Genomic DNA, 23,371 nt, shown 5'->3' on the forward strand with positions numbered 1-23,371 from the left:
GGACCGTGAATCAGCAGACGCTCGTCATCATTCATACCGGACCGGTCACGGTGCAGCCTTTGAATGCACTGGCGCCGGATTTGCTGCCAGGCGTGCGCGTGGTCAATCTGGTGGACGATAGTCTGCTGAAAGACACGATGGCGGCGGGCATGGTGACACCCGCCGTGACGCGGCGCCTGACGCAATATATGATGATCGCGCAGGATATGGGTGCGGACCTCATTCTCAACGCCTGCTCCTCGGTGCGGGAGGCCGCCGATGTCGGTGCGAAACTCGTCTCCGTGCCGGTCACCAAAATCGACACCGCCATGGCGCGCCATGCGGTTGGCAGCGCCAGCCGGATCGGCGTCGCCGCCACCGTGCAGACGACGCTGGACCCGACGGTGCGGCTGATCGAGCAGACGGCGCGCGAAAGCGGCAAGTCTGTCACGGTGACGCGGCAGCTGTGCGAGGGTGCTTTTGCGGCGCTGCTGGCCGGCGACGGCGCCCGTCATGACGAAATCGTCTCCCGCAATTTGATTGAGCTGGCGCAGCATGTGGATTTGATCGTGCTCGCCCAGGTCTCGATGGGGCGGGTGGCCGATAGTCTGGGTGACCAGGTCTCCGTCCCGGTGCTGACCAGCCCGCGGCTGGGCATGGAACAGGTGGCCAAGGATATGGTCGCTCTCGCCCAGCCCAAGGCGGCCTAACGGCTAAGGAACGGGCGGCAGAGATGCCGCCCGTTCAGCGTTTAATGATGATGGTCGTGCAGATCGGTCTCGTCGCCGATCTCCGGCAAAGTCAGATTGAAGTGACTGACCAAGTCATCGACCTGCGCCTGGTTCAAGCAGCGCGGGTCAAGCCCGCGCAGCATCAAGTATAGGCGCGCGGTTTCTTCGAGTTCTTCGGTTGCATAGACCGCGGCGTCGAGGCTTTCTCCGGCCACGACCGGGCCGTGATTGGCAAGCAGGACCGAGGAATACCGGCCCGCGAGGCCGCGTATGGCGGCGGTCACCGCATCATCGCCTGGGCGGTAATAGGGCACCAGGGCCGTGCGCCCCAATTTCATCACGTAATAGGCGGTCATTGGCGGTAGCACCGCTGCGGGATTGATCTCCGGCAGCATGGAGAGCGCGACCGAATGGGTGGAGTGCAGATGCACGATCGCCTTTGCCTCCCGGCGGGTTTCGTAAAGCGATGTGTGGAGAGGCACTTCCTTGGTTGCCTTGTCGCCGGAGAGATGCCGACCGTCGCGGTCGATATGCGACAGTGTGGCGGGATCAAGAAAGCCCAAGGAGGCATTGGTGGGCGTGGTCAAATAGCTGCCGTCATCGAGCCTGATGCTGATATTGCCCGAGGAGCCCGGCGTCAGGCCGCGCTCGAACAGCGATCGGGCAAACATGCAAATTTTTTCACGGATTTTTGCGTCACTCATGCCGCGCTCCCAAGCACTATGATGGTCAAGGGCGTGCCAGTTTCGACCGGCATTGTCGAGTGGCAAGCTGCGTGTCCGCGCCATCCCTTTCAGGCGCCAGGACGGCCCTGGCCAGGGGGCCACCCTCCGCACGACTGGCATGCCCGTTGGGCCTGCCTTCGACATCCATTTTACCGATGGCGCAGAGAGGCGCTAGGATGGCCGGCGTGGAGATCGGCGAGGGGGTTTTCCCCGGCGCTTGGACTGTCAGAGGCTCGCCGGAAGAACAATAAGCCACGGGACGGGAGAAGAAGATGGACGGAATGAGCGACGATTCTGGTGCTGGCGGCCAATGCCCGGTAGCGCATGGCGGTGGCGGAGCCCCCCGCAAGAGCGCCCGGCGCGGTAACCGGGACTGGTGGCCCAATCAGCTGAGCCTGCATACGCTCAGCCAGCATGCGCCGCGGGCCAACCCCATGGGACCCGATTTCGACTATGCCGAGGCGTTCAAAACCCTGGACCTGAACGCGGTCATCCAGGACCTGCATGCCCTGATGACGGATTCCCAGGATTGGTGGCCAGCCGATTTCGGCCATTACGGCGGCCTGTTCATTCGCATGGCCTGGCATAGTGCCGGCACCTATCGCACGACCGACGGGCGCGGGGGCGCCGGCGGCGGTCAGCAGCGCTTCGCGCCCCTCAACAGCTGGCCGGACAATGCGAGCCTGGACAAGGCGCGGCGGCTGCTATGGCCGATCAAGCAGAAATACGGCGACAAGCTGTCCTGGGCCGATCTTTTCGTCCTGACCGGCAACGTTGCCCTGGAATCAATGGGTTTCAAGACCTTCGGCTTTGCCGGGGGACGCGCCGATACCTGGGAGCCCGAGGAACTCTATTGGGGTCCTGAAGGCACCTGGCTGGGCGATGAGCGCTATAGCGGGGAGCGTCAGCTGGCGAACCCGCTCGGTGCCGTGCAGATGGGTCTGATCTACGTCAACCCGGAAGGGCCGAATGCTCAGCCCGATCCGCTCGGCTCGGCGCGGGACATCCGGGAGACATTCGCGCGCATGGCGATGAATGATGAAGAGACCGTGGCACTCATCGCGGGGGGCCATACCTTCGGCAAAACCCATGGTGCGGGCGACCCGTCCTTTGTGGGCGCCGAGCCGGAAGGTTCCGTGATCGAGGATCAGGGTCTGGGCTGGCACAGCAAGCATGGCACCGGCATCGGGGCGGATGCCATTACCTCCGGCCTGGAAGTGATCTGGACGCAGACGCCGACGCAGTGGAGCAACCACTACTTCGACAACCTGTTCAAGTTCGAGTGGGAATTGGTCAAGAGCCCGGGCGGCGCCTGGCAATGGCAGGCCAAGGACGCCCCGGCCGATATCCCGGACCCGTTCGATCCGGCCAAGAAGCGGGTTCCGACGATGCTGACCTCGGATCTCGCCCTGCGCCAGGACCCGGCCTATGAGAAGATTTCGCGTCGTTTCTACGAAAATCCCGATCAATTCGCGGATGCCTTTGCGCGGGCCTGGTTCAAGCTGACGCATCGCGATATGGGGCCGATCCAGCGCTACCTTGGGCCGCTTGTCCCGAAAGAGGTGCTGATCTGGCAGGACCCGATTCCGGCGCTCGATCATCCGGTGATCGACGAGCAGGACATCGAATCCCTCAAGGCCAAGATCCTCGCGACGGGTCTCACGGTCGCGCAGCTGGTTTCGACCGCCTGGGCCTCGGCTTCGACCTTCCGCTACTCCGACAAGCGGGGGGGTGCCAATGGTGCGCGTATCCGGCTGGCGCCGCAGAAGGACTGGGCGGTGAACAATCCGCCTGAACTGGCGCGTGTGCTGCAGCAGCTGGAAGCGGTGCAGGCCGCCTTCAATGCCTCGGCCACCGGCGGCAAGAAGGTGTCGCTGGCTGACCTGATCGTCCTCGGCGGCTCGGCGGCGATCGAGAAGGCAGCGGCCGATGCCGGGACGCCGACCAAGGTGCCCTTCACCCCTGGCCGCATGGATGCGAGCCAGGAGCAGACTGACGCCCATTCCTTCGCGCCACTGGAACCGACGGCGGATGGGTTCCGCAATCACTATGAGGGCGCGCATTTCATGGCGCCGGAAGAGGCCCTGGTGGATCGGGCTGAGCTGCTGCGGCTGTCAGGACCGGAGATGACCGTGCTGATTGGCGGTCTGCGCGTGCTGGGCGCCAATGCGGGCGGGTCAACACACGGCGTCTTCACGCATCAGCCAGGCAAGTTGACGAACGACTTCTTCGTCAACCTGCTCGACATGGGCACGGAATGGAAGGCAGTCGCCGGCGACAACACCTATGAAGGCCATGACCGCAAGACCAAGGCGGTGAAATGGACCGCGACCCGGGTCGACCTCATCTTCGGCTCGCATTCGCAACTGCGCGCGCTAAGCGAGGTCTATGCCGCCCAGGGTTCGCAACAGAAGCTGGTGAAAGACTTTGTCGCGGCATGGCATAAGGTGATGGACGCCGACCGCTACGACCGCCAGTAAGGGCATCGATCAACTGGCGGCATCGCAAGGTGCCGCCAGAGTGTTCAGGGCCGCCCGGCGGCCCTTACCCTTCCTGCATGAGCCGGGAAAGTTCCTTCTGGGTATGCGCCAGAATGGCATCCGACATCGCTGTGTCGGTCATGATCCGCGACATTGTCAAAGCGCCGACCATGGCCGAGACCGCGACAATGGCGCGGCCCTTTGCCGTGTCGGAGGACGTATCATCCAACCGTTTAGATAACGTATCGATCAGGGCCAGAATGCGGGCGGAAGCTGCTTCCCGCGTTTCCGGGCAGGCGCGCGCCAGTTCGCTGCCGAGGGCCGCGAAGGTACAGCCGGCTGCAATATCATCGCGATGCGCCGGTGACAGATAGGTGTCGATGATCGCCTCGGCGATATCCCGATCACATTGGCCGCCGCTGGCCTTCGACGGCGTGTCGATCACGGCCGGGCCGGACTCGCTGCAGGCTTCGGCGATCAGCTGATCCTTGGACGCGAAATGCCGGTAAAAGGCGCCGTGAGTCAGACCTGCCGCCTGCATCACATCCGCAATGCTCGTCTCATGGATGCCTTTGCGGCGAAATTCCGCGACGGCGCTACGCATGATCCGCCGCCTGGTTTCGACCGTTTCGGCCTTTGATTTCTTCATCCCGAGGATTCTCAATGCGCTGGCGCAGACGCATCTTTCTGCGCTTTTGCTTATAACCGACATCTAAAACGCTGTCGACCTCTGTCCGGCTCGGGGCACCCATCCCGCTAGGGACGGTCACGAAGCCTTGACCCTTTAGCTGTCGAGTGACCTCTATAACCTCAATTAGATGTTTATCTAACGACGCCCCGGCGCCAGCGCAAGCCGCGTGGCCGCAGGGTGATCAGCCCGATACGGCGTCCCGGACGCCTTTTGTGACACGCGCATTGAGGATGAAGTTGATGAGCAGATCGGATGAGACGGAGGCGCGCCGCTGGCGCCGGCCTGTCGCCCGCTATCTAGTCGGAGCGACGTCACTGCTGGCCATCCTGGCAGGGTCAGGGCTGGTGTATTTTCAGGGCCATAGCCAGGCGGCGATACCGACGGCGGCCGCCCCCCTGCCGCAGGTGGTGGCCAGCCGGCCGCTGGTGCAGGACCTGGATCAGCGTCTTGGCTTTCTTGGCCAGTTTTCGCCAGTCGACCGGGTAGAGCTGCGCGCGCAGGTCGGTGGCACGCTGACGCAGATTGACTTCAAGGACGGGGATATCGTCAAAGCGGGGCAGCTGCTGTTTGTCATTGACCCGCGCCCCTACGACATCCGTCTGGATGAGGCCAAGGCCGCCTATGAGACGGCGACGGCGCGGCTGGCCTTGGCCAGTCGCGAACTGTATCGCGCCCAGGCCCTGGTGCGGGGCAGTGCCGGCACGGTGGAGGATGTCGATCAGCGCGTGGCCGATCAGCGCGCTGCACAGGCCGCGGTCGATGATGCGACGGCTCGTATCCGCGATGCGCAGCTTGACCTGGAACATAGCCGGGTCACAGCACCTTTCACGGGCCGGATCGGCGACCATCAGGTCTCGATCGGCAATCTGATCGCCGGCAGCCGGGCCGCGACCAGCCCGACGACGCTGCTGGCAACCATCGTCTCGCTCGATCCGATCCATCTGGATTTCGATATGAGCGAAGCGGATTACATCGCCTTTTCCAACTATCATGCCCAGGAAAAGGGGCCTCTCGCCGACAGGGTGGAACTCGCACTGACCGGAGAGACGCAGTATGGACATGAAGGCACGCTCGACTTTGTTGACAATGCGCTTGACCGGTCCAGCGGCACCATCCATGCGCGCGCAACCGTGCCCAACCCGGATCTCATGCTCACACCCGGAGAATTCGCGCGGCTGCGGGTGGCGGTAGCGCCGCCTGCGCCGACGCTGCTGGTGCCCGATGCCTCCGTTCTGCCGGACCAGTCGCAATTCATCGTGCTGACGGTCTCACCCGATGGCGTCGTCGTGCCCAAGCCGGTGACGCTCGGCGACATGCGGGGTGGGCTGCGCATCATCCGCTCGGGGCTGAGCCCGAATGACCTCGTGATCACCGACGGCCTGGCCTATGCGGCGCCGGGGTCCAAGGTACGCGTGCAGAGCGGCGATATCCGCTTCGCCTCGGCCCAGCAGTAGGATCGGGCCACACCCATGCGACTGACGCATTTTTTCATCGACCATCCGCGTTTTGCGACGGTACTCAGCGTCTTCGTGACGCTGCTGGGCCTGGGCGCGCTTCTTGTTCTGCCGGTCGCGCAATATCCAGAGGTTGTGCCGCCAACCGTGCAGATCACCACCTCCTATCCCGGTGCTTCGGCCGAAACTGTCGCGAAGACGGTGGCGACACCCCTGGAGCAGGAGGTCAACGGTGTCGAGAACATGCTCTATATGGGCAGCCAATCGACCGGTGACGGCAAGCTGACGATTACGGTGACCTTCAGGATAGGCACCGATCTGAATATCGCGCAGATGTTGACGCAGAACCGCGTGGAGGACGCGCTGCCGCGATTGCCCGAAGACGTGCAGCGCCTGGGCGTGCAGGTGCGCAAGTCTACGCCGAGCATTCTGCTTGCTGTGCATATCTATTCGCCCGACAAATCCCGCGATCTGCTCTATCTCTCCAACTATGTCACGCTGCATATTAGGGATGCGGTGGCGCGGCTGCAGGGCGTGGGCGACGTGCAGACTCTCGGCGGCCGCGAATATGCAATGCGCATTTGGCTCGACCCTGACAAGGTCGCCGCCCACGATCTGGATGCGTCCGAGGTTCTGGCCGCCTTGCGCGCCCAGAATATTCAGGTCTCGGCCGGTATTCTCAATCAGCCGCCTGTCGCCGGCGCGGAAGCCTATCAGATCAATGTCGAGGCGCTTGGACGGCTGACGACACCGGATCAATTCGCCGATGTCGTTGTCAAATCGGATGGCAAAGGCCGCATCACGCGCGTGCGAGACATCGGCTGGGTGGAAGTCGGCGCGGCCGATTACGGCTCATCAGCCTATGTCGATCGCACCGATGCGGCGTCACTGCTGTTCTATGCTGAGCCTGGCGCCAATTCGCTGGCCGTGGAGCATGAAGTGCTTTCGACCATGAAGGCTTTGAGCACCGATTTCCCGCCCGGCGTCGCCTATGAAATTGTTTATGACCCGACCATCTTCATCGCGAAATCGGTGCATGAGGTCATCGTCACCATCTTCATCGCGATTCTGCTCGTCATCTGCGTGGTCTTCGTTTTTCTGCAGACCTGGCGCGCGACCATCATTCCCGTCATCGCGATTCCGGTCTCATTGGTCGGCACCTTCATCATTCTGGCCGCCTGCGGCATTTCGCTGAACAATCTGTCTCTGTTTGGCCTTGTGCTGGCGGTCGGTATCGTCGTCGATGACGCGATCGTCGTCGTCGAAAATGTCGAGCGCAATATCCGCGCCGGCATGTCGCCAAAGGAGGCCTCGCACCGCACGATGGACGAGGTCGGCGGCGCGCTGATATCCATCGCCCTCACGCTATGCGCCGTCTTCGTGCCGGCAGCCTTTCTGTCCGGCATCACCGGCCTGTTCTTCAAGCAATTCGCCGTCACCATTGCGGCCTCTACCGTCATTTCCTGTCTCGTTTCACTGACGCTCAGCCCCGCTCTCTGCGCGGTCTTGTTCAAGCCGCATAATGCACATGAAGCGGCAGGGTACGGCTTTGCCCGGCGCCTGCTCGATCGCGGGTTTGCGGGCTTCAATAGAGGCTTTGAGAGGATGTCGGCGGGGTACGCGACGCTCACGCGGCGGCTGATCCGCGGCATGGCGCTGGTGCTGGTGGCCTATGTCGCGCTGATCGGTCTGGCGGGCTTTCAGTTCTCGCGCGCGCCGACCGGGTTCATTCCTGAGCAGGATCAGGGCTATCTGATCACCATCATTCAACTGCCGCCCGGTGCGACGCTGGCGCGCACCGAAAAGGTCGTGAAACAGGCGACGGACATCATTCTCACCACTAAGGGGGTCGAGCATGCCGCACCCTTCGCGGGCCTGGATGCCATTACCTCGACTGTTGCCTCCAATTCCGGGACGATCTTTTCGGGCCTGCCGTCGCTCTACAATCACTCCTTGAAAGGGGTGACGGCGGAGACGGTTCTGGCCGATCTGCGCCGACGCTTGTCGGTCATCAAGGATGCCTATGTGTTGACGGTGCCACCACCGCCCGTTCAGGGCCTGGGCAGCGCCGGCGGCTTCAAGATGATGCTGGAGGATCGCGCGGGCCTGGGGCCGGATGCGCTGGTGCAGGCGACGAAAACGCTGGTCGGTGCCGCCAATCAGGACCCCGATTTTGCCGGTGTCTTCACTCTGTTCAATGCGGGTTCGCCCTCGGTCTATGCCGATATTGACCGCGAGAAGATCGAGAAGCTTGACCTGACGCCGACGGATGTCTTCTCGGCCCTGGAAGTCTATCTCGGCTCGCAATACGTCAATGACTTCAACTATCTGGGCCGCACCTATCAGGTCATCGTGCAGGCGGACGGGCAGTTCCGGCGCTCAGCCGATGACGTGTCACGCCTGAAGGTGCGCAACAGCCTGGGTGAGATGGTGCCGATCGGCTCGGTCGCCGAGCTTAAACACGACACCATCCCCTATCGCGTGCCGCGCTACGATCTGTTCCCGGCGGCGGAGGTGCAGGGTGTGGCCGCACCCGGTATTGCCACGGGCACGGCGCTGCACCGGATGGAAGAACTGGCGCATAAGGTTCTGCCGCGCGGCGTGACCTTTGAATGGACGGAACTTGCCTTCCAGCAGCAGGAGAAGGGCACACCGACGCTGCTTGTCTTCGGTGCCGCTGCCCTGTTCGTCTTCCTCGTGCTCGTCGCGCAATATGAAAGCTGGCGCCTGCCACTCGCGATTGTGCTGATTGTGCCGATGTGCCTGCTGGCCTCCGTCACCGGCCTGCTGGGGCGCGGCATGCCGATCGATATCCTGGCGCAGATCGGTTTCGTGGTGCTCGTCGGTCTGGCCGCCAAGAATGCGATTCTGATCGTCGAATTCGCGCGCCAGAAGGAGGATGACGACCATGCAACGCCCGCGGAGGCGGCGGTGCATGCCGCACGCACCCGTCTGCGTCCGATTTTGATGACTTCCTTCGCCTTCATCCTGGGCGTGGCACCCTTGGCAGTCGCGACCGGGGCGGGGGCCGAAATGCGGCAGTCGCTCGGCACTGCCGTGCTGTTCGGCATGCTGGGAGTGACCGTCTTCGGTCTGCTGTTCACGCCGACCTTCTACACGCTGATACGCAAGCTCGGCCGGAGGGCGCAGTCATGATATCCCGCACCCTTCCGCTGATGGGTCTTGTCCCAGCGCTGATTCTGGCCGGCTGCATGGTCGGGCCCGATTACAAAAAGCCGGTCGTCGATCTGGTGCCGTTCCATAATCAGGTGCCGGGTGAGGGCGCGGCACCCGCACCTCAGCTTGATAGCTGGTGGACTGGTTTCAACGACCCCATGCTGGTGACGGTGGTGCAGCGGGCCCTGGACCAGAATCTGGATCTCGCCGCCGCCTTTGCCCGCGTGCAGCAGGCGCGCGCTTCCGCCAATGCGGCGGGGGCGGCACTTCTGCCGACCTTCGACGCCAACGGCAGTGCCACGGCCGAGCATCAAAGCACGGTCAGTCCCCTGGGCACGCTGGCGCAGACCCTGCCGGACTACAACCGCGATAGCCGGGAATTTGACCTGGGCCTGGGTGCGAGCTGGGAGATAGACCTGTTCGGTGGCTTGCGGCGCGGTGCGGCATCAGCCAGGGACGAGGCGCAGGCGGCGCGGGCCGAGCAGGCGGGCACGCGGATTACGGTGGCGGCAGACGCGGCGGATGCTTATCTGCAAATCCGTGCCTATCAGGCGCGGATTGCCGTGACGAATGATCAGATCGCGACCGACACCAAGCTGGTGGGCATTGTGCAGCTGCGGCAGTCTCTGGGTAAGGGCGAGGATCGCGAAGTCGCACAGTCTCAGGCCGTGCTGGAACAGGCGCAGTCAATCCTGCCGCCGCTCCGCATTGGGCTGGAAGCGCAGCTCAACCGGCTGGATGTGCTGATGGGTGTGCAGCCCGGCACCTATGCGCATGAACTGGCAAGCCCGCAGCCGATCCCGGCCATTCCCAATATCGGTGGGAATGACCAGCCGCTGGACGTGCTGCGGCGCCGGCCGGATGTGATTGCCGCCGAGCGGCGTCTGGCCGCGCGCAACGAGCAGATCGGCGTCGCGATTGCGGACTATTATCCCAAAATATCCCTGTCCGGCGCTTTGGGCTTTGACAGTATCAGCGCCAATCAGCTGTTCACGGCCAAGGCCTTCCAGCCGATCGGCACGGGGTTGCTGCGCTGGCGGCTGTTCGACTTCGGCAAGGTGGATGCCGAGGTGGCCCAAGCGCGTGGCGGCAAGGCGGAGGCATTGGCGCAGTATCGCCAGTCGGTGCTGAAGGCGACCGAGGATGTGGAGGACGCGCTGGTCACGCTGTCGCAAACCCAGCAGCAGGTTGTCGCCCTGCAGCAGGAAGTGACGTCGCTGGAGCGCGCGCGAAAACTCTCGCAAATCGCCTATGAGGCGGGCGCCATTCCGCTGACGGACGTGCTGGATGCCGACCGGCAGTTGCTGACGGCGCGGGATGCCCTGGATGCCGACCGGGGCGATGCGGCCCGCGCGGCGGTCAAAACCTTCCGGGCTTTGGGCGGCGGCTGGGATATTCCCAAACCGGCCGAGATCGCGGCGAAATGACCTGGGCGCATCGCATGCCGCACTATTCTGCGGGGCATGCGGTGCGCGCAAGCCTGCCGCCATAACACCCGCCGCGCTGGCGGGGGTCTCGCTCCCTATATTACGACAAGCATCTAAATTGAACGGGACGAGATAGAACCATGCCCCAGCTGTCCATCCTCGACCTTGTTCGCGTCCGCGAAAATGGCACGCCGCGCCAGGCGCTCGATAATGCCCGCGACCTGGCCCGCCACGCTGAGGGATGGGGCTACCGGCGCTTCTGGGTCGCCGAGCATCATAATATGCCGGGCATTGCCAGCGCTGCCACGGCGCTGGTGGTGGGCCATATCGCGGCCGGGACGGAGACGATCCGGGTCGGCGCCGGTGGCATTATGCTGCCCAACCACGCGCCGCTGGTGATTGCCGAGCAGTTCGGGACGCTCGCGCATCTTTTTCCCGGACGGATCGATCTGGCTCTGGGCCGCGCGCCGGGCACGGATCAGACGACCGCCTATGCGCTGCGCCGGTCTTTGACCAATTCCGACAATTTTCCGCAGGATGTTCTGGAGCTGCAGGCCTATCTGGCGCCGGCGCAGGAGGGGCAGCGCATTCAGGCGGTGCCGGCGGCCGGCACCGAGGTGCCGCTGTGGATTCTCGGCTCCAGCACTTTCGGCGCCCAGTTGGCCGCCGAACTGGGCCTGCCATACGGTTTCGCCTCCCATTTCGCACCCGACCTGTTGCTGCCGGCGCTTGAGATCTATCGCCGGCGGTTCAAGCCTTCGGCGCAGCAGGCCAAGCCCTATGCCGCGATCGGCGTCAATGTGATTGCGGCAGAGACGGATGCGGAGGCAAAGTTCCTGGCCACCACGCAGCAGATGTCCTTCGCCAATATCTTCCGTGGCGCGCGGGGCCTTAGCCAGCCGCCGATTGCCGATATCGAGGCCTATTGGTCGCCGATGGAAAAGGCGCAGGCTTTGCGCATGCTGCAGCTGAGCGTTGTCGGCTCCCCCCAGACGGTGAAACGGGGTCTGGACGCCCTCATTGCCGAAACCGGGGCGGATGAGCTGATGATCGTCTCTGACGTCTATGACCATGCCCGGCGGTTGCAGTCCTACCGCCTGATCGCCGAGGCGATGGGTGCGGCAGGCGCGATCAGCGAAGATTTTCAGGCGTCTCGATCTGCAGCGTGAGGAGGTGCGGCGCCAGGGCGTCCGCATGGCCGCGCGCGGCGTCTGTCATGCGGTCCAGCAAGGTGCTGCACAGGATCGGCAGGGGATGTGACAGCAGCAGGCGGATATGGCCGTCGAGCAGACCCTGATGGGCAGCGGGCGTGCGGTCATTCCCAATAACGACAACTGACTTTGCCTGCGGGCTTTCGCGGAGCGCGGTCAGAGCCCCGTCCATGCCGCCACCCGCGATATAGAGGCCGCGCAAATCCGGCTCGCGTTGCAGCACATGGCGGACGAGTTCGGCCGCAATGGCGCCGTCTTCCAGCGTCGCGCCCGGTTCGATGACCTCATAGTCCGGCGCATGTTCCCGGAAGTAGGAGCGAAACCCGCTTTCATTGAGATCCTGGCAGCGGAAACGATGCGTGCCGACCAGCACCGCGACCTTGCCCGGCGCTTTCGCCATCTGCGCCACGGACCAGCCCGCCGTGCGCCCGACGGCATGATTGTCGAGGCCGACATAGCCGACACGAACGCCCGCGCTGATTTCTGAGATGAGCGCGAAAACGGATACGCCCTGCGCCACGACCCCCGCGATCGCTGTGGCAATGAGGGGGTGGTTGGCGGCCACCACCGCCAGGACATCGACCTCGGCGCCGAGTGCCTTGATTTGGCCCGCGACGGCTGTCGGCGCCAGATTTTCAGCATGCAGAATACGGACGGAAATGCGGGCGCGGGTGGAGGTTTCGGCCGCCTGGGCAATGCCCCGCGCGAGCGCCTGGTAGAAGGGGCGGTGCTTTTGCAGCAGCAGAAAGCCGAAGCGCAGCATGGGCAAATCTGCCGACCAGCGGCGCCCGATCACGGCCGCCCCCCGGAACCCCAGGGATTCCGCGGCCTGCATGACCTTTTCCGCCGTCATGCGGCGGACCGGGTTGCGGCCGTTGATGACCCGATCGACGGTCGACACGCTGACGCCCGCGGCCCGAGCGACATCGGTGATCAGCGGCCGGCCATCCAATTTGCGAGATTCTTTCATTTCCTGACCGCTTCTTTGACGGATTTGAGAGAAAGTAGCGCCCTTTGCTTCGGCCGCAAACCGCCGGGTGCTACCGATGTGCCAGGGAGTAAGGCCAATGACACAAAGCTGGAAAAACTACGCGCTGCGTGACGATCAGGCCGGGGCCGCAACCCCCAATGCCGATGGCGATCTGGGCACGGCGGTTGAGGCGGTCTGGTATTCCTGCCCGGTCGGCCGCACGGAGCTGAAGGCGCTGATCCGCCGGTCCAATGGTCCGGCCCTGAGGGTATTTGCGTTATGGCTGGGGCTATTGGCGGTGGCCGGGGTCGTCGCCTTTTTCAGCTGGGGCACTTGGTGGGCGGTGCCGGCCTTCTTCGTCTATGGCGTTCTGTATGCGGTGGCCGACCATCGCCATCATGAACTGTCCCATGGCACGGCCTTCCGTACACGCTGGCTGAATGAGATGTTTTATCATCTCTGCGCCTTCATGACGCTGCGTGAAGGATTCTATTATCGCTGGAGCCATAGCCGTCACCACACGCATACGTTGCTGGTGGGGCGTGACCCGGAGATTGCCGCACCGCGGCCGCCCAAAGTCGTGGCACAATTCCTGGATTTCGTCTTCCTCCATGACGGCTACATCCAGGCCGGACGCCTGCTGCGCAATGCGAGTGGCGATCTGACGGAAGACGGCAAGCACTTTGTGCCCGAGGGACAGCGCCGCCCGGTTATCTGGGCGTCACGCGCCTATATCGCCATCATCCTGGGCGTTATTGCTGCGTGCATCGTGACCGGCAGCATCCTGCCCGCGATGTTCGTGGTGCTGCCGCGCTTCTATGGCGGTTTTTTCTGCCAGGTTTTCAACCTCACGCAGCACGCCGGGTTGGATGAGGATATCTTCGATCACCGGCTGAATACGCGGACGGTGATCATGAACCCGGTTTTCAGCTTTCTGTATGCGAATATGAATTACCATATCGAGCATCACATGTTTCCGATGGTGCCCTTCTATCGCCTGCCGGAACTGCATGCCCTGATCAAAGCGGATTGCCCGCCGCCCTATGCCGGCGTCTGGGCGGCCTGGGCCGAGCTGCTGCCCACCTTGATCCATCAAAGACGGGACCCGGCTTTTTTCGCCGCGCGGCAGTTGCCCGCGCATACAGCGCCGATGGACCGGGCGGCGGCCTAGCTGCCGTCCGTCACGCGGATGGTTGCATGCACCGCCGAGCCGGCGGCATCCAGCACCGTGACGTGGTAGAAGCCGGGGCCGGGCGGCAGCCACTGTGTCTGCCGCAAGGCGCCGATCGAGGCGATGGGCGCGTTGTCGATCAGGAAACTCAGCGGCCGCTCACCGCCCATGGCTTTGAGGTCGAGCGGACCGAGCCCTTCGATGATCGCACCGGGCGGCGGAAACAGCAGGCGGAGCGGATCAGCCGCAGGCACGGTGGCCAGGGACAGCATCTGGACCTGTGGCACGATGCGACGCGGCGCTGCGGGCACGGCGCTGAACAGGCGGGCCAGGATGGGCAAGGCATGATCGGCGGCGGCACCGCCATCCATCGCCGTGCCATCCGGCCGCCCGACCCAGACACCGATGAGATGGGCGCGATCAAAGCCGAAGGCCCAATTGTCGCGGTCGCCCCAGCTGGTGCCGGTTTTCCAGGCGATGCCGCGCGCGGTGGCCTCACCGGGGAAGGGCCGCGTGAGGATGTCCGCGACCGTTTCAGCAGCCGCCGGCGGCAGCAGGGGGCGGCGGGTGGACGAGCCATCGAAAAGGCCGAGCGGCTGCACGCGCCCGTCGGTCGCTAGTCCTGCATAAAGCGCCATCAGCTGCCGCATGGAGAGGCCAGCGCCACCCAGGATGATGGGCAGGCTGGGGGCCGCGTTCCGCGGCAGCACAAGCGGCGTGCCGGCCGCGGTGAGCGCCGCACTGAAGCGCAGCGCGCCATAGCGGGCGAGCAGGCCCACGGCCGGCAGGTTGAGGGACCGACGCAGAGCCTCGGCCGCGGTCACGCGTCCGGCGAAGCGGCCAGTGAAATCCTCCGGCCCATAGCTGCCGAAATGTTCCGGTGCATCGGCCAGAAGACTATCGGGATGCGCAAGCCCATTGGCGAAGGCCAGCGCGTATAGAAAGGGCTTCAGCGTCGAACCCGGACTCCGCCGCGCGCGCGTCAGGTCGGTGCGGCCGGCGCGCGCCGTGTCGTTCCAACGCCCTAGCCAAAGGGCCGTCAGCTGGCGGGTTTTGAGGTCGGCGACCATCACCGTCAGCGCCACGTCCGGCGGCAGACCGGTCAGCGCCGCTTGCGCCGCGGTATCGACGGCCGCCTGGATCACCGGGTCGATGCTGGTGCGAAGCGTGGGCGGGTGACCGACGGATGCCAGCAGCTGCGGCAGCGCCCGCGGCAGGGGGAAGCGGTGCTGCGGCAGCGGCTCGGCCTGGGCTGCCGCCGTTTCAGCCGGGGTCAGCAGGCCGCGCTCCTCAGCCAATGCCAGAATACGGTCGCGCAGCCGCTTGGCGGCCGCCGGGTGCCGGTCAGGCCGCAGCGCCTCCGGCCGGCGGGGGAGGGCGACCAGCAAAGCCGCCTCGGCCGCATCCAGCGCGCCGGGCGGCTTGCCGAAATAGGCGTAGGATGCGGCCTCAACCCCCACCAGATTGCCACCGAAGGGGGCAAGGGATAGCCACAGTCCCATGATGCGATTGGCGGGCAGACGCCGCCACAGGTCGATGGCGCGCGCTGCCTCCAGCACCTTGGCCGAGAGCCGGCGTGGGCGCGGGTTCAGCAGCTTTGCGACCTGCATGGTGAGCGTGGAACCGCCGGAGACGATATGGCCGGTGGAGGCCCATTGCAGTCCGGCGCGGAGCACGGCGCCGGGATCGACCCCCGGCTCCGCGCCAAAATGCCGGTCTTCGACGGTCACCAGAAGCTGGCGCAGAAACGGGGATACATCATCGGCTGATGTCTCAAACCGCCAGACGCCGCCCGGCGCGGGCGAGAGCGCGAGCAGGGACCCGTCGGCGGCCAGGATATGCGTCCCCCAGCTGCCCGCGCGCGGCATCGGCGCCGGGTCAGTGTGACCGAGCGCCGCGAGGCCGACGGCGCCGACCGTCAGTGCCACGACGGCGCCGAGGCCGGCCGCCGTGAGCCGCCGCTTCGTGGTCCAGCGGGTCACGGGGCGGGCGGTGTCACCGTGATATGCACCGTGCCCTGGCGTGCGAAGATCGCGGGCCGGTACATATCTGTCACCGTGATACCGGGATATTCGTAGGCGCCCGGTGTGACAGCCCGCAGGATGACGGCCAGGTGGAAGGACGGATGATCCCCCGTCAGGCTGATCGCGGCGGCGTAGCGGTCATCCGCGGCCGCCTCGCTATCAGTGTCGGTCAGCGTGCCGAGCCAGTCCATGCCGGCCACCGTGCCGGAAGGGAAGCGCCCGGCGATTTCCCAGCCCGCCGGCAGGCCCGCCAGGACCACGGCGTGATGGTCCTGCCCGTCGGTCGCTTGACCGTCGATCACCAGCGCGAAGGTCGTGTTCTGCGGCAGCTTGTCCGGGTCGAGGGCGGTACCGTCCATGGCGAAGAAGTGCCGGTGAACGACCATCGCGGCATGGGCGGCGGCCGGCGGCGTGAGCGGCACGCCCTGCACCACCAGACTGCCCGGCAGCATCACCTTGCCGGGGTTTTGCACGGTCAACGGGTCAGCGAGCGAGAGGTTGATGCTGGGCGCGGGGCCGAGATGCTTTCCGTTCGCGATCAGCGACACCGGGCCGCTGCTCGCTTCCAACGCGGCAGCGGCCGCACCGGCCCAGGCCTGTTCCTGGGTATTGAGGTCATCGGGGTTGAGATCGGCGCCGGGCAGGGCTTCGCGGATGCCCGACAGACGATCGGTCATCAGCCCGCTTTCGGTGATCAAGACGGCGGTCGCGAATTGGTCACGGAGCGAGGAGCCGTAATCCCCATACCAGGGGTTGCGGCGCGGATCGCTCAGCACGGATGCGAAGATCGCCTTCGCCTGATCGGTCTGGCCGAGACGGGCGAGAGCGGCCGCGATTTGCGCGCGGGCCAGGGGCGTCGGTTCGGAATCAACCCCTGCGGCGGCGACGCGAATGGCGCCGGCCGGGGCGCGGCCGCCGAGCGACAGAACATAGAGGGCATAGGCCTGGGCGGCATAATCGTCCGGGCTGGAGGGGGGCGTGGCGACCTCTGTCGTCAGCCAGCCCATGGCCTGATCGACCATCGGCTGCGGCACGGCGGCCCCGGCCTTAGCTGCGCGCAGCAGCATGTCGGTCGCGTAAGCCGTCAGCCAGGGTTCGGCCTCGCCGCTGGAGGACCACAGGCCGAAGGCGCCGTCATAGCGCTGCCGGTCCGCCAGCGCCGAGATGACCTGCTGCAAGACCGCGGCCCGGTCTGGCCCCGCGGCTGTGCCCGTCAGCATGGCGAGCGGCAGGCCGCGGCTGGTCAGCTGCTCCAGACAGTCGAGCGGATAGTCTTCCAGCGCGCGCACCATGGCCGCCGGATCGTAGCGGACGCCGAGGCCGAAGGCCGCACTCGCGCGCCAGGTGCCGGGAATGAAGGCCGAGGCGTCGGGCGTCACGGTCTGGCTTGGGCCGCCCGGCGGCAGGTTCAGCGGCGTGACCTGCGCCACGGGGGCGCGGGCGGAATGGACGCTGATGCTGCTGTCGTGGGTGACATGGAAACCCTTCGGCCCATCCGCCGTGACGGTCAGATCGCCCATGCCGGCACCTTTGGCGGTGAGGCTGATCGGCACCAGCAGCCGCTGCTGGGCGGCAAGGGTGACGGGTGCGGGGTCCTTGCCTGCCAGCGCCAGCGCACCGGAGGCGCTGATATGCAGAGTAAATTGACCGGGGGGCAGTTCCAGATTTTGCAGCATGATGGCGATCTGGGCCTGATCACCGGGGGCGAGGAAGCGGGGCAGCAGCGGCTCCACAATAGCCGGGTCGCGCATGACGATATCGCGGCCCAGGCTGCCGCTTTGATTGCCGTTCCAGCCCACCGCCATCAGGCGCAGCGTGCCGTCGAAATCCGGCAGGTTGAGCGGGAAGGTCGCGATACCGTCAGGCCCTGCCTGCACCGGCCCGGCAAACAGCGAGACGATCTTTTGCGGAATGGGCGTGGTGGAGACGTCGATATCGCCGCCCGCCCCTTGCCGCAGGATGGTATTCGCCTCCCCCGCCGGCGCCAGGAGGCGGGCGAAATCATCATGAATGCCGACGCCCAGCATGCGCTTGCCGAAGAAATGGTCGAGCGGATCGGGCGTCTGGAAATCAGTGAGCGAGAGGATGCCCTCATCGACCGCAGCCAAAGTTACCCAGGCACCCGGTGTCGTCTTCACGGCGAAGCTGGCGGTGGTGCGGGGACGGTAGATCGACGCCGTCTCGATGCTGAGTGGCAGCGTGCGGGGTTTCGGATCGAGTGCCAGCCAGGTCAGGCCGATCGCACGCGCGGGGGCGACCTGCTTATCCGCATCCGCAGCGGTGCCGCCGGGGCGGAAGACATGCACGCCGATATAGGCGCCCGGCCCCCAGTCGGCCGTGACGGGAATATGCACGTCGAAGCTGGTGCCGGATGGGGAGAGATCGATCAGCCGCTTGACGCGGTCGGTCATCACCAGAACGGTGGCCGCGCCGGCATAAGGCGCCTCGACATGAATGTCGGCGGTGTCGCCCGGTTCATAGCTTTGCTTGTCGGCGCGGACGGAGACGCGGGCCGGAATGTCTGGATTATCGCCGACGGCCCAGCCTGAATAGAAAACGACGGAGCTGGCCGCCATGCCGCCGCTCGCTTGCAGCACCTGCAGGCGGTAGCGCCCGAAGGGCAGGGCGCGGCCGTAGGCGATAGGGGCGCCGCTGGCCGGGATGGTGATGTCCTGGCTGTCGACCGGCTCCTCGGTCCAAACAGTCTCGTACCGCGCCTGACCATTGGTCACGGAGAGGCGCCAATCCGGTGTCTGCCGTACGAGGCGGACTTGGACCGGCATGGCGACGCGGCGGCCGTCGGGGGCGACCGCGACGATGCGGAAGTCGGCCTTGGCATCGGCATTGACGGAACCGCCGGAAAAATCCTCGGCGATGCCGATCATCGGGCCCGCGGGACGGATGGGAATGGTTGTATTGGCGCCGACGCTGCGGCCCGCCGGGTCATTGACCGTCACTGCGATCTGGGCCTGCAGGGCGAGACTGGTATCGGGCAGTTTGGAGAGATCGATCGGCACGCTCGTTGTGCCATCATCCCCGGTGGTGGCGACATCCGGCTGCGACTGGTTGCCCTGAAACGCGTCGTCCGCGAGGCCGAAGCTGTAATCGCTGAAATCGGCGAAGGGGGTCGGGTTGGGGACGATATTCAGGGTCGCCGAGCCCGACAGATCATTGCCCGGCGCGCCATAGAGGAAGCGAACGCTCACCGGCAGGTCGGTCTCGCGTCCCGGTTCCAGGATGGTTGGTGCGGCTTTGCCGAATTCGACCGCGAGGCGCGGGGGCACGAAGGCGTCGACCGTGAAGCTCTGGTTGGCGATGGCGGGGCCGTTCGGATCGGTCTTGAGCGCAATCGTCCAGCTGCCGAACTGCGCCCCGCGTGAGAGCGTGACGGCCTGATGGATGGAACTGCCGGCGGCGCGGGCGGGCACCGTGTCCTGGAAAACGCGGCCATCGGGTCGGGTTATGATCACATGCAGCGGCAGGTCGGCCGGGGCGCCGCTGTCATCGCGCAGCAGCGCCATGACCTGCACCGTCTCACCTGGGCGGTAGATGCCGCGATCGGTCCAGATGAAGGGATCGACCGGACCGGGTTGCGGCAGGCCGGAGGCGCCGCGGTCAGAGAGATCGAAATCGGGTGCCGTCAGGTCCAGCCGGGTGAAGTCGCCATCGGCGCCGCGAATATGCAGGGCAGCGGGGGCCTGGCCGTTCTGGCCGGCGAGCAGCGGCTGACCGAAATGGACGATGCCGTCATGGTCGCTGGATGCTGTTGCCAGAATGTCATTGTCGGTCGCGATGAGATCGACCGTGGCATCCGGCACCGGCAGGCCGGAGGCATAGCTGCGGATCTGCACCGTGTCACCGTCGCTGCCATGCCAGACGGTGGGCGCGAGATCCGTGCGCAGGATCAGCTGCACGGCGGTGGGCGCGTTGCCATCGGCGAAGGGCGTGCCGTCACCCGGTGTCGCGATCAGCGCGTACAGGCCGGAAGACGACAGCGCGGCCGGCAAAGGCAGCACAGTATGGGTTAGCGCATTGCGCGTGAAATGGGCGATATCGGCCTGACCGGACCAGACGACGCGGCCCTGATTCTGCGACAGATCCTGCGCGCCATAGCTGTCGATGCCGCCGTTTCCCGGCGCATAGGTCTGCATCACATGGATGAGGTTGCGCTCGCTGATCTTCACCAGCGACAGCTTCACGGCGGAGAGATTGACGGCGTCGAGGGCGACGGTTGCCAGCGCGTCCTTCGGCTGTAGGAACCGCGCGCCGTCAAAGACCAAGCGCGGTGTGCGGTCCGGCATCGCGACGGGGATCGCGATGGTCTGACGGAGCGACAGGCCGCCGTCGCCCGGCATGCCCTGGCGGAAACTGACCTGGGTGGTGGCACCGGCCGGTAGGCCGGTGATGCAGATGTGATGGGATTCCAGCGTGACGGCGGCGTCTGGCACCGCAGGTTGCAGCGTCACCCAGTCGCCGGGGTGGAAATCGGGCGAGGTCGAGGGGTCACCCAGAAAGGTAAGGCAGGCGCGGGCAGGGAAGGCTTCGGCATCGGTCGTGAGGCCATTGAACAGCAGGCCGAGTTCCTGCCGGCGCTGTGCCACCTCCGCCTGGATTGCGGCGTCATGCGGCAGGCGGCGGGCAATGGCGCCCAGCACCTGGACTTCCGGGACCGGTTCCTTCAGCGCCGCAAGCGCCGCGCGCATCATGTAGAGCGCGCTCACCTGATCGGCCACCGCCGTATAGCTTTGCTGATCGACGCTGGTAAAAGAGAGCCAGGCGGCGTCGAGCGCATGCTGCGGTTGCGGGGGTGAGACCGCGAGTTCCGCCTGCGCCAGCACCAGCCAGATGGCGTTATCCGGCGTGCTATTCTGGCCAAGGCCACCGATCAGCATTTGCAGCGCCGGGAGGGCTTTGGTGTAGTCCTTGGCGGCGAGTGCCGCCTTGGCGGTGGCGGCCGCGGCTTTGAGTTTTGCGTCCGGTAGTCCGGCCGGATAGGGCGCGCGTAGCTTGGCAACGAAGCTTTCCGCGTCACTCTGCAGACCGGGGAGCGCCAGTTCATCAGCCGCGTCCTGCGCCCGTGCCATGGGCATGAAGGCAAGGCTGACACCCAGGCCCGCAGCCAGGGTGACCATCGCCAAGCGACGCAAAAGCGACATCATTCTCTCCCAGATCGTCCAGTCTTTACCCGGCTGTTTAGCCGGTCGGAAGACTCTTGGGTATCCTGTTTCGGGCGCGCTACAACGCGCGCTGCCACAGGTCGCGCGCTTTGTCCTTGAGCTGCAGAGCCTCTGTCCAGCGGTCCGTCAGGTCCTGTCCGTCCGATCCGGTAATGGCATAAGGGGCCGGGCCAAGTTCGCAGGTGAAGGCGAGCGTTGCCTTATCCTCTGCGCGCCGCTGCCAATTGGCGAAGCCCGCCTGCCACCACTGCTCAAATTGTGTGACCCACGGCTGGGCTTGCGGGAAACTAAGCGGCAGCTGCACTTGATGCGAGCCCGCAACACGACCGTGAAAGGCCCACGCGTGGTCAAGAATGCGGGCGATGGCGGCGTCTGTCTCCGCGGCCAAGGGCAGCTCCATCTCGCGCGCGGTGACGTAATGCGACAGATCGGCGGTGAAGCGCAGGTTGGGAAAGGCATCAAGCAACTGCAGCGTGAACAGCAGATCATTGGTCATGCGGCCGCGATGCGTTTCGATATAGACGGCGACGCCGGCCTTCTCGGCGAGGCGCTGCCAGCCGTCCAAAATCGGCAGGCACTCTGCCACGGTCGGCAGGCAGGCCCTGGGCTGGATGGTGATGTGATGGCAGCCGAATTCGGCTGCCATGGCAAGGGCCGGTTCAAGACCGGCGACGTCGCGCGGAAAGACCTGACCTTCGATCACAAGTCCGTGTTCGCGTAGCAAGGGCATAAGCGGCGCAAGATGGGCGCGGTCATAGAAATGATCGGTCACCCCGTCGAAGCCCGCGGCGGCGATGCGGGCGATGGTCTCGGCGAGCGGCGGTTCCGCGGATTGGCCGCGCAGACGCTGCATGCCCCAGAGGGATTGGAAGACGAGGAGTTTTTGCACCGTCAGGCGGCCGATGCGCGGGGTTGGAGCAACGCCTTGAGCTTCACGGCGGGGTCCGAGAGTGTTGCCGGGTCTGGATGGGCGCGGGCTTCGATCAGCATTTCCGCCAGCCTGATATCGCGGGCGACTTTGGCCAGAGGGCCGAAGGCACTGGCCCCCACCAGACGCCCGGCTTTAAGGTGGAACAGGAAGGGCATGCCGCCGATATCGCGCGTGATTGTCTGATCGCCCTCATCGGGCAGGCCGGCGATTTGCAACGTATCCCCATGCTGGTCCGACCAGAACCACGGGACAGTCGCGAATTCTGCCGTATCCCCAAGCATGGAGCCCGCAACGTGCCGGCCCTGATCCTGCGCATTGCGCCAGGCTTCCAGCCGCAGGCGGCGTCCGCCGAAGACTGGATGCGGAAAGGCGCAGCAGTCGCCGGCGGCGAAGATGGCAGGGTCGTCGGTGGCGAGCCGGCCATCGACCCTTATGCCGTTGTCAATGGCAAGTCCGGCTGCCTCCGCCAAGCTGGTTTCGGGGATGGCGCCGATGCCGGCGATGATGGCGTCCGCTGACAGCACCCGTCCATCGGCCAGCATGACGGCGCGGCCATCTGGCCCAGTCTCGATGGCCGTGAGGCCGACCCCTTCGATGATGGTGATGCCGGCCGCCCGATGGTGTGCTGCGACCCTGGCTGCGATCTCGGCCGGCACCGCGCGGCCCAGAATGCGGGGCGCCATCTCAACCACCGTGACGGCGCAACCGCGCTCCAAGGCGCTGGCCGCGACTTCCAGGCCGATGAACCCGCCGCCGATGATCACAAGCCGAATACCATGCGCCAGGTGGCGGCGGAGCGCCAGGGCATCCGCGAAGGTGCGCAGATAGAGCACCGTGTCCGCCGTGGCGCCGGGCAGGGCGAGGGTCCGTGGCCGTGCGCCTGTCGCGAGCAGCAGCTGCGCATAGGGCAGGTCCGAACCGTCCGCCAGCATGACCTTATGGGCCGCGCGATCGATCCCGGTCACGGCAATGCCTGAGCGGAAGTCGATATTCTGCCCGGCGAGCGTGTCCGCCCCGCCGATCACGGCAGGGGTTGGGTGGCCCAGTGCGGTCTGTGCGGATTTGGAGAGCGGCGGTCGTTCATACGGGAGATGCGTTTCCGCGCCGATCAGCGTGATGGGACCGGCATAGTGCCGTTCCCGCAATGTCAGCGCCGCGCGCGTGCCGGCCTCTCCCGCGCCGATGATGACGATACCGGGACCGGGTCGAGGCTGCATGGCGTG

14 protein-coding genes are annotated in these 23,371 nt (G+C 65.5%); 7 read left to right on the forward strand and 7 right to left on the reverse strand.

Features of this window, described 5'->3' with window-relative positions:
• Positions 1-5: 5 nt before the first annotated feature.
• Positions 6-689, forward strand: a complete 684-nt coding sequence (locus AC3G7M_RS19670; protein WP_489217096.1) for an aspartate/glutamate racemase family protein — start codon at positions 6-8, stop codon at positions 687-689.
• 41 nt (positions 690-730) lie between these two features.
• Here the strand turns inward: AC3G7M_RS19670 and otnC are convergent, their stop codons facing one another.
• A complete protein-coding gene (gene otnC, locus AC3G7M_RS19675) occupies positions 731-1,414 on the reverse strand; it encodes a 3-oxo-tetronate 4-phosphate decarboxylase (protein ID WP_489217097.1) in 684 nt (227 codons plus the stop codon).
• Positions 1,415-1,707: 293 nt separating this feature from the next.
• Here otnC and katG point away from each other — a divergent pair, with 293 nt between their 5' ends.
• Positions 1,708-3,915 (forward strand): catalase/peroxidase HPI, encoded by a 2,208-nt coding sequence (gene katG / locus AC3G7M_RS19680; protein WP_489217099.1) that lies wholly within the window; start codon positions 1,708-1,710, stop codon positions 3,913-3,915.
• 64 nt (positions 3,916-3,979) lie between these two features.
• Here the strand turns inward: katG and AC3G7M_RS19685 are convergent, their stop codons facing one another.
• Entirely contained in the window at positions 3,980-4,519 is a 540-nt protein-coding gene (locus tag AC3G7M_RS19685) for a TetR/AcrR family transcriptional regulator (RefSeq protein ID WP_489217101.1), read from the reverse strand.
• A gap of 326 nt (positions 4,520-4,845) precedes the next feature.
• On the opposite strand from AC3G7M_RS19685, the gene AC3G7M_RS19690 reads away from it, so the two are divergent.
• From AC3G7M_RS19690 to AC3G7M_RS19705, 4 genes are all read left to right on the forward strand, one after another.
• A complete protein-coding gene (locus AC3G7M_RS19690; protein WP_489217103.1) occupies positions 4,846-6,060 on the forward strand; it encodes an efflux RND transporter periplasmic adaptor subunit in 1,215 nt (404 codons plus the stop codon).
• 15 nt (positions 6,061-6,075) lie between these two features.
• A complete protein-coding gene (locus AC3G7M_RS19695) occupies positions 6,076-9,216 on the forward strand; it encodes an efflux RND transporter permease subunit (protein ID WP_489217105.1) in 3,141 nt (1,046 codons plus the stop codon).
• Positions 9,213-10,664: an efflux transporter outer membrane subunit gene (locus AC3G7M_RS19700; RefSeq protein WP_489217107.1), complete on the forward strand. Its 1,452-nt coding sequence runs from the start codon at positions 9,213-9,215 to the stop codon at positions 10,662-10,664. Before AC3G7M_RS19695 ends, AC3G7M_RS19700 begins: the two co-directional genes overlap by 4 nt.
• Positions 10,665-10,804: 140 nt before the next feature.
• Positions 10,805-11,833, forward strand: a complete 1,029-nt coding sequence (locus AC3G7M_RS19705; RefSeq protein WP_489217109.1) for an LLM class flavin-dependent oxidoreductase — start codon at positions 10,805-10,807, stop codon at positions 11,831-11,833.
• Here the strand turns inward: AC3G7M_RS19705 and AC3G7M_RS19710 are convergent.
• The gene (locus tag AC3G7M_RS19710; protein WP_489217111.1) at positions 11,796-12,845 is read right to left on the reverse strand and encodes a LacI family DNA-binding transcriptional regulator; all 1,050 of its coding nucleotides are present in this window, start codon (positions 12,843-12,845) and stop codon (positions 11,796-11,798) included. The two genes, AC3G7M_RS19705 and AC3G7M_RS19710, sit on opposite strands and share 38 nt — an antisense overlap.
• Positions 12,846-12,942: 97 nt before the next feature.
• Between AC3G7M_RS19710 and AC3G7M_RS19715 the strand changes: the two genes are divergently transcribed.
• Positions 12,943-14,016 (forward strand): fatty acid desaturase, encoded by a 1,074-nt coding sequence (locus AC3G7M_RS19715; RefSeq protein ID WP_489217113.1) that lies wholly within the window; start codon positions 12,943-12,945, stop codon positions 14,014-14,016.
• Here the strand turns inward: AC3G7M_RS19715 and AC3G7M_RS19720 are convergent.
• From AC3G7M_RS19720 to AC3G7M_RS19735, 4 genes are all read right to left on the reverse strand, one after another.
• Complete coding sequence (locus AC3G7M_RS19720; RefSeq protein WP_489217115.1) at positions 14,013-15,998, reverse strand: transglycosylase domain-containing protein; 1,986 nt, start codon at positions 15,996-15,998, stop codon at positions 14,013-14,015. The two genes, AC3G7M_RS19715 and AC3G7M_RS19720, sit on opposite strands and share 4 nt — an antisense overlap.
• Positions 15,995-21,187 carry an alpha-2-macroglobulin family protein gene (locus AC3G7M_RS19725; RefSeq protein WP_489217117.1) on the reverse strand — a complete coding sequence of 1,731 codons (5,193 nt, stop codon included), beginning with the start codon at positions 21,185-21,187 and terminating at the stop codon, positions 15,995-15,997. The genes AC3G7M_RS19720 and AC3G7M_RS19725 overlap by 4 nt, the downstream gene beginning before the upstream one ends.
• An 88-nt stretch (positions 21,188-21,275) precedes the next feature.
• Complete coding sequence (locus tag AC3G7M_RS19730; RefSeq protein WP_489216199.1) at positions 21,276-22,106, reverse strand: sugar phosphate isomerase/epimerase family protein; 831 nt, start codon at positions 22,104-22,106, stop codon at positions 21,276-21,278.
• 2 nt (positions 22,107-22,108) lie between these two features.
• Positions 22,109-23,365 carry an NAD(P)/FAD-dependent oxidoreductase gene (locus tag AC3G7M_RS19735; RefSeq protein WP_489216201.1) on the reverse strand — a complete coding sequence of 419 codons (1,257 nt, stop codon included), beginning with the start codon at positions 23,363-23,365 and terminating at the stop codon, positions 22,109-22,111.
• Positions 23,366-23,371 lie beyond the last annotated feature (6 nt).

It is taken from the genome of Acidisoma sibiricum (genome assembly GCF_057837225.1).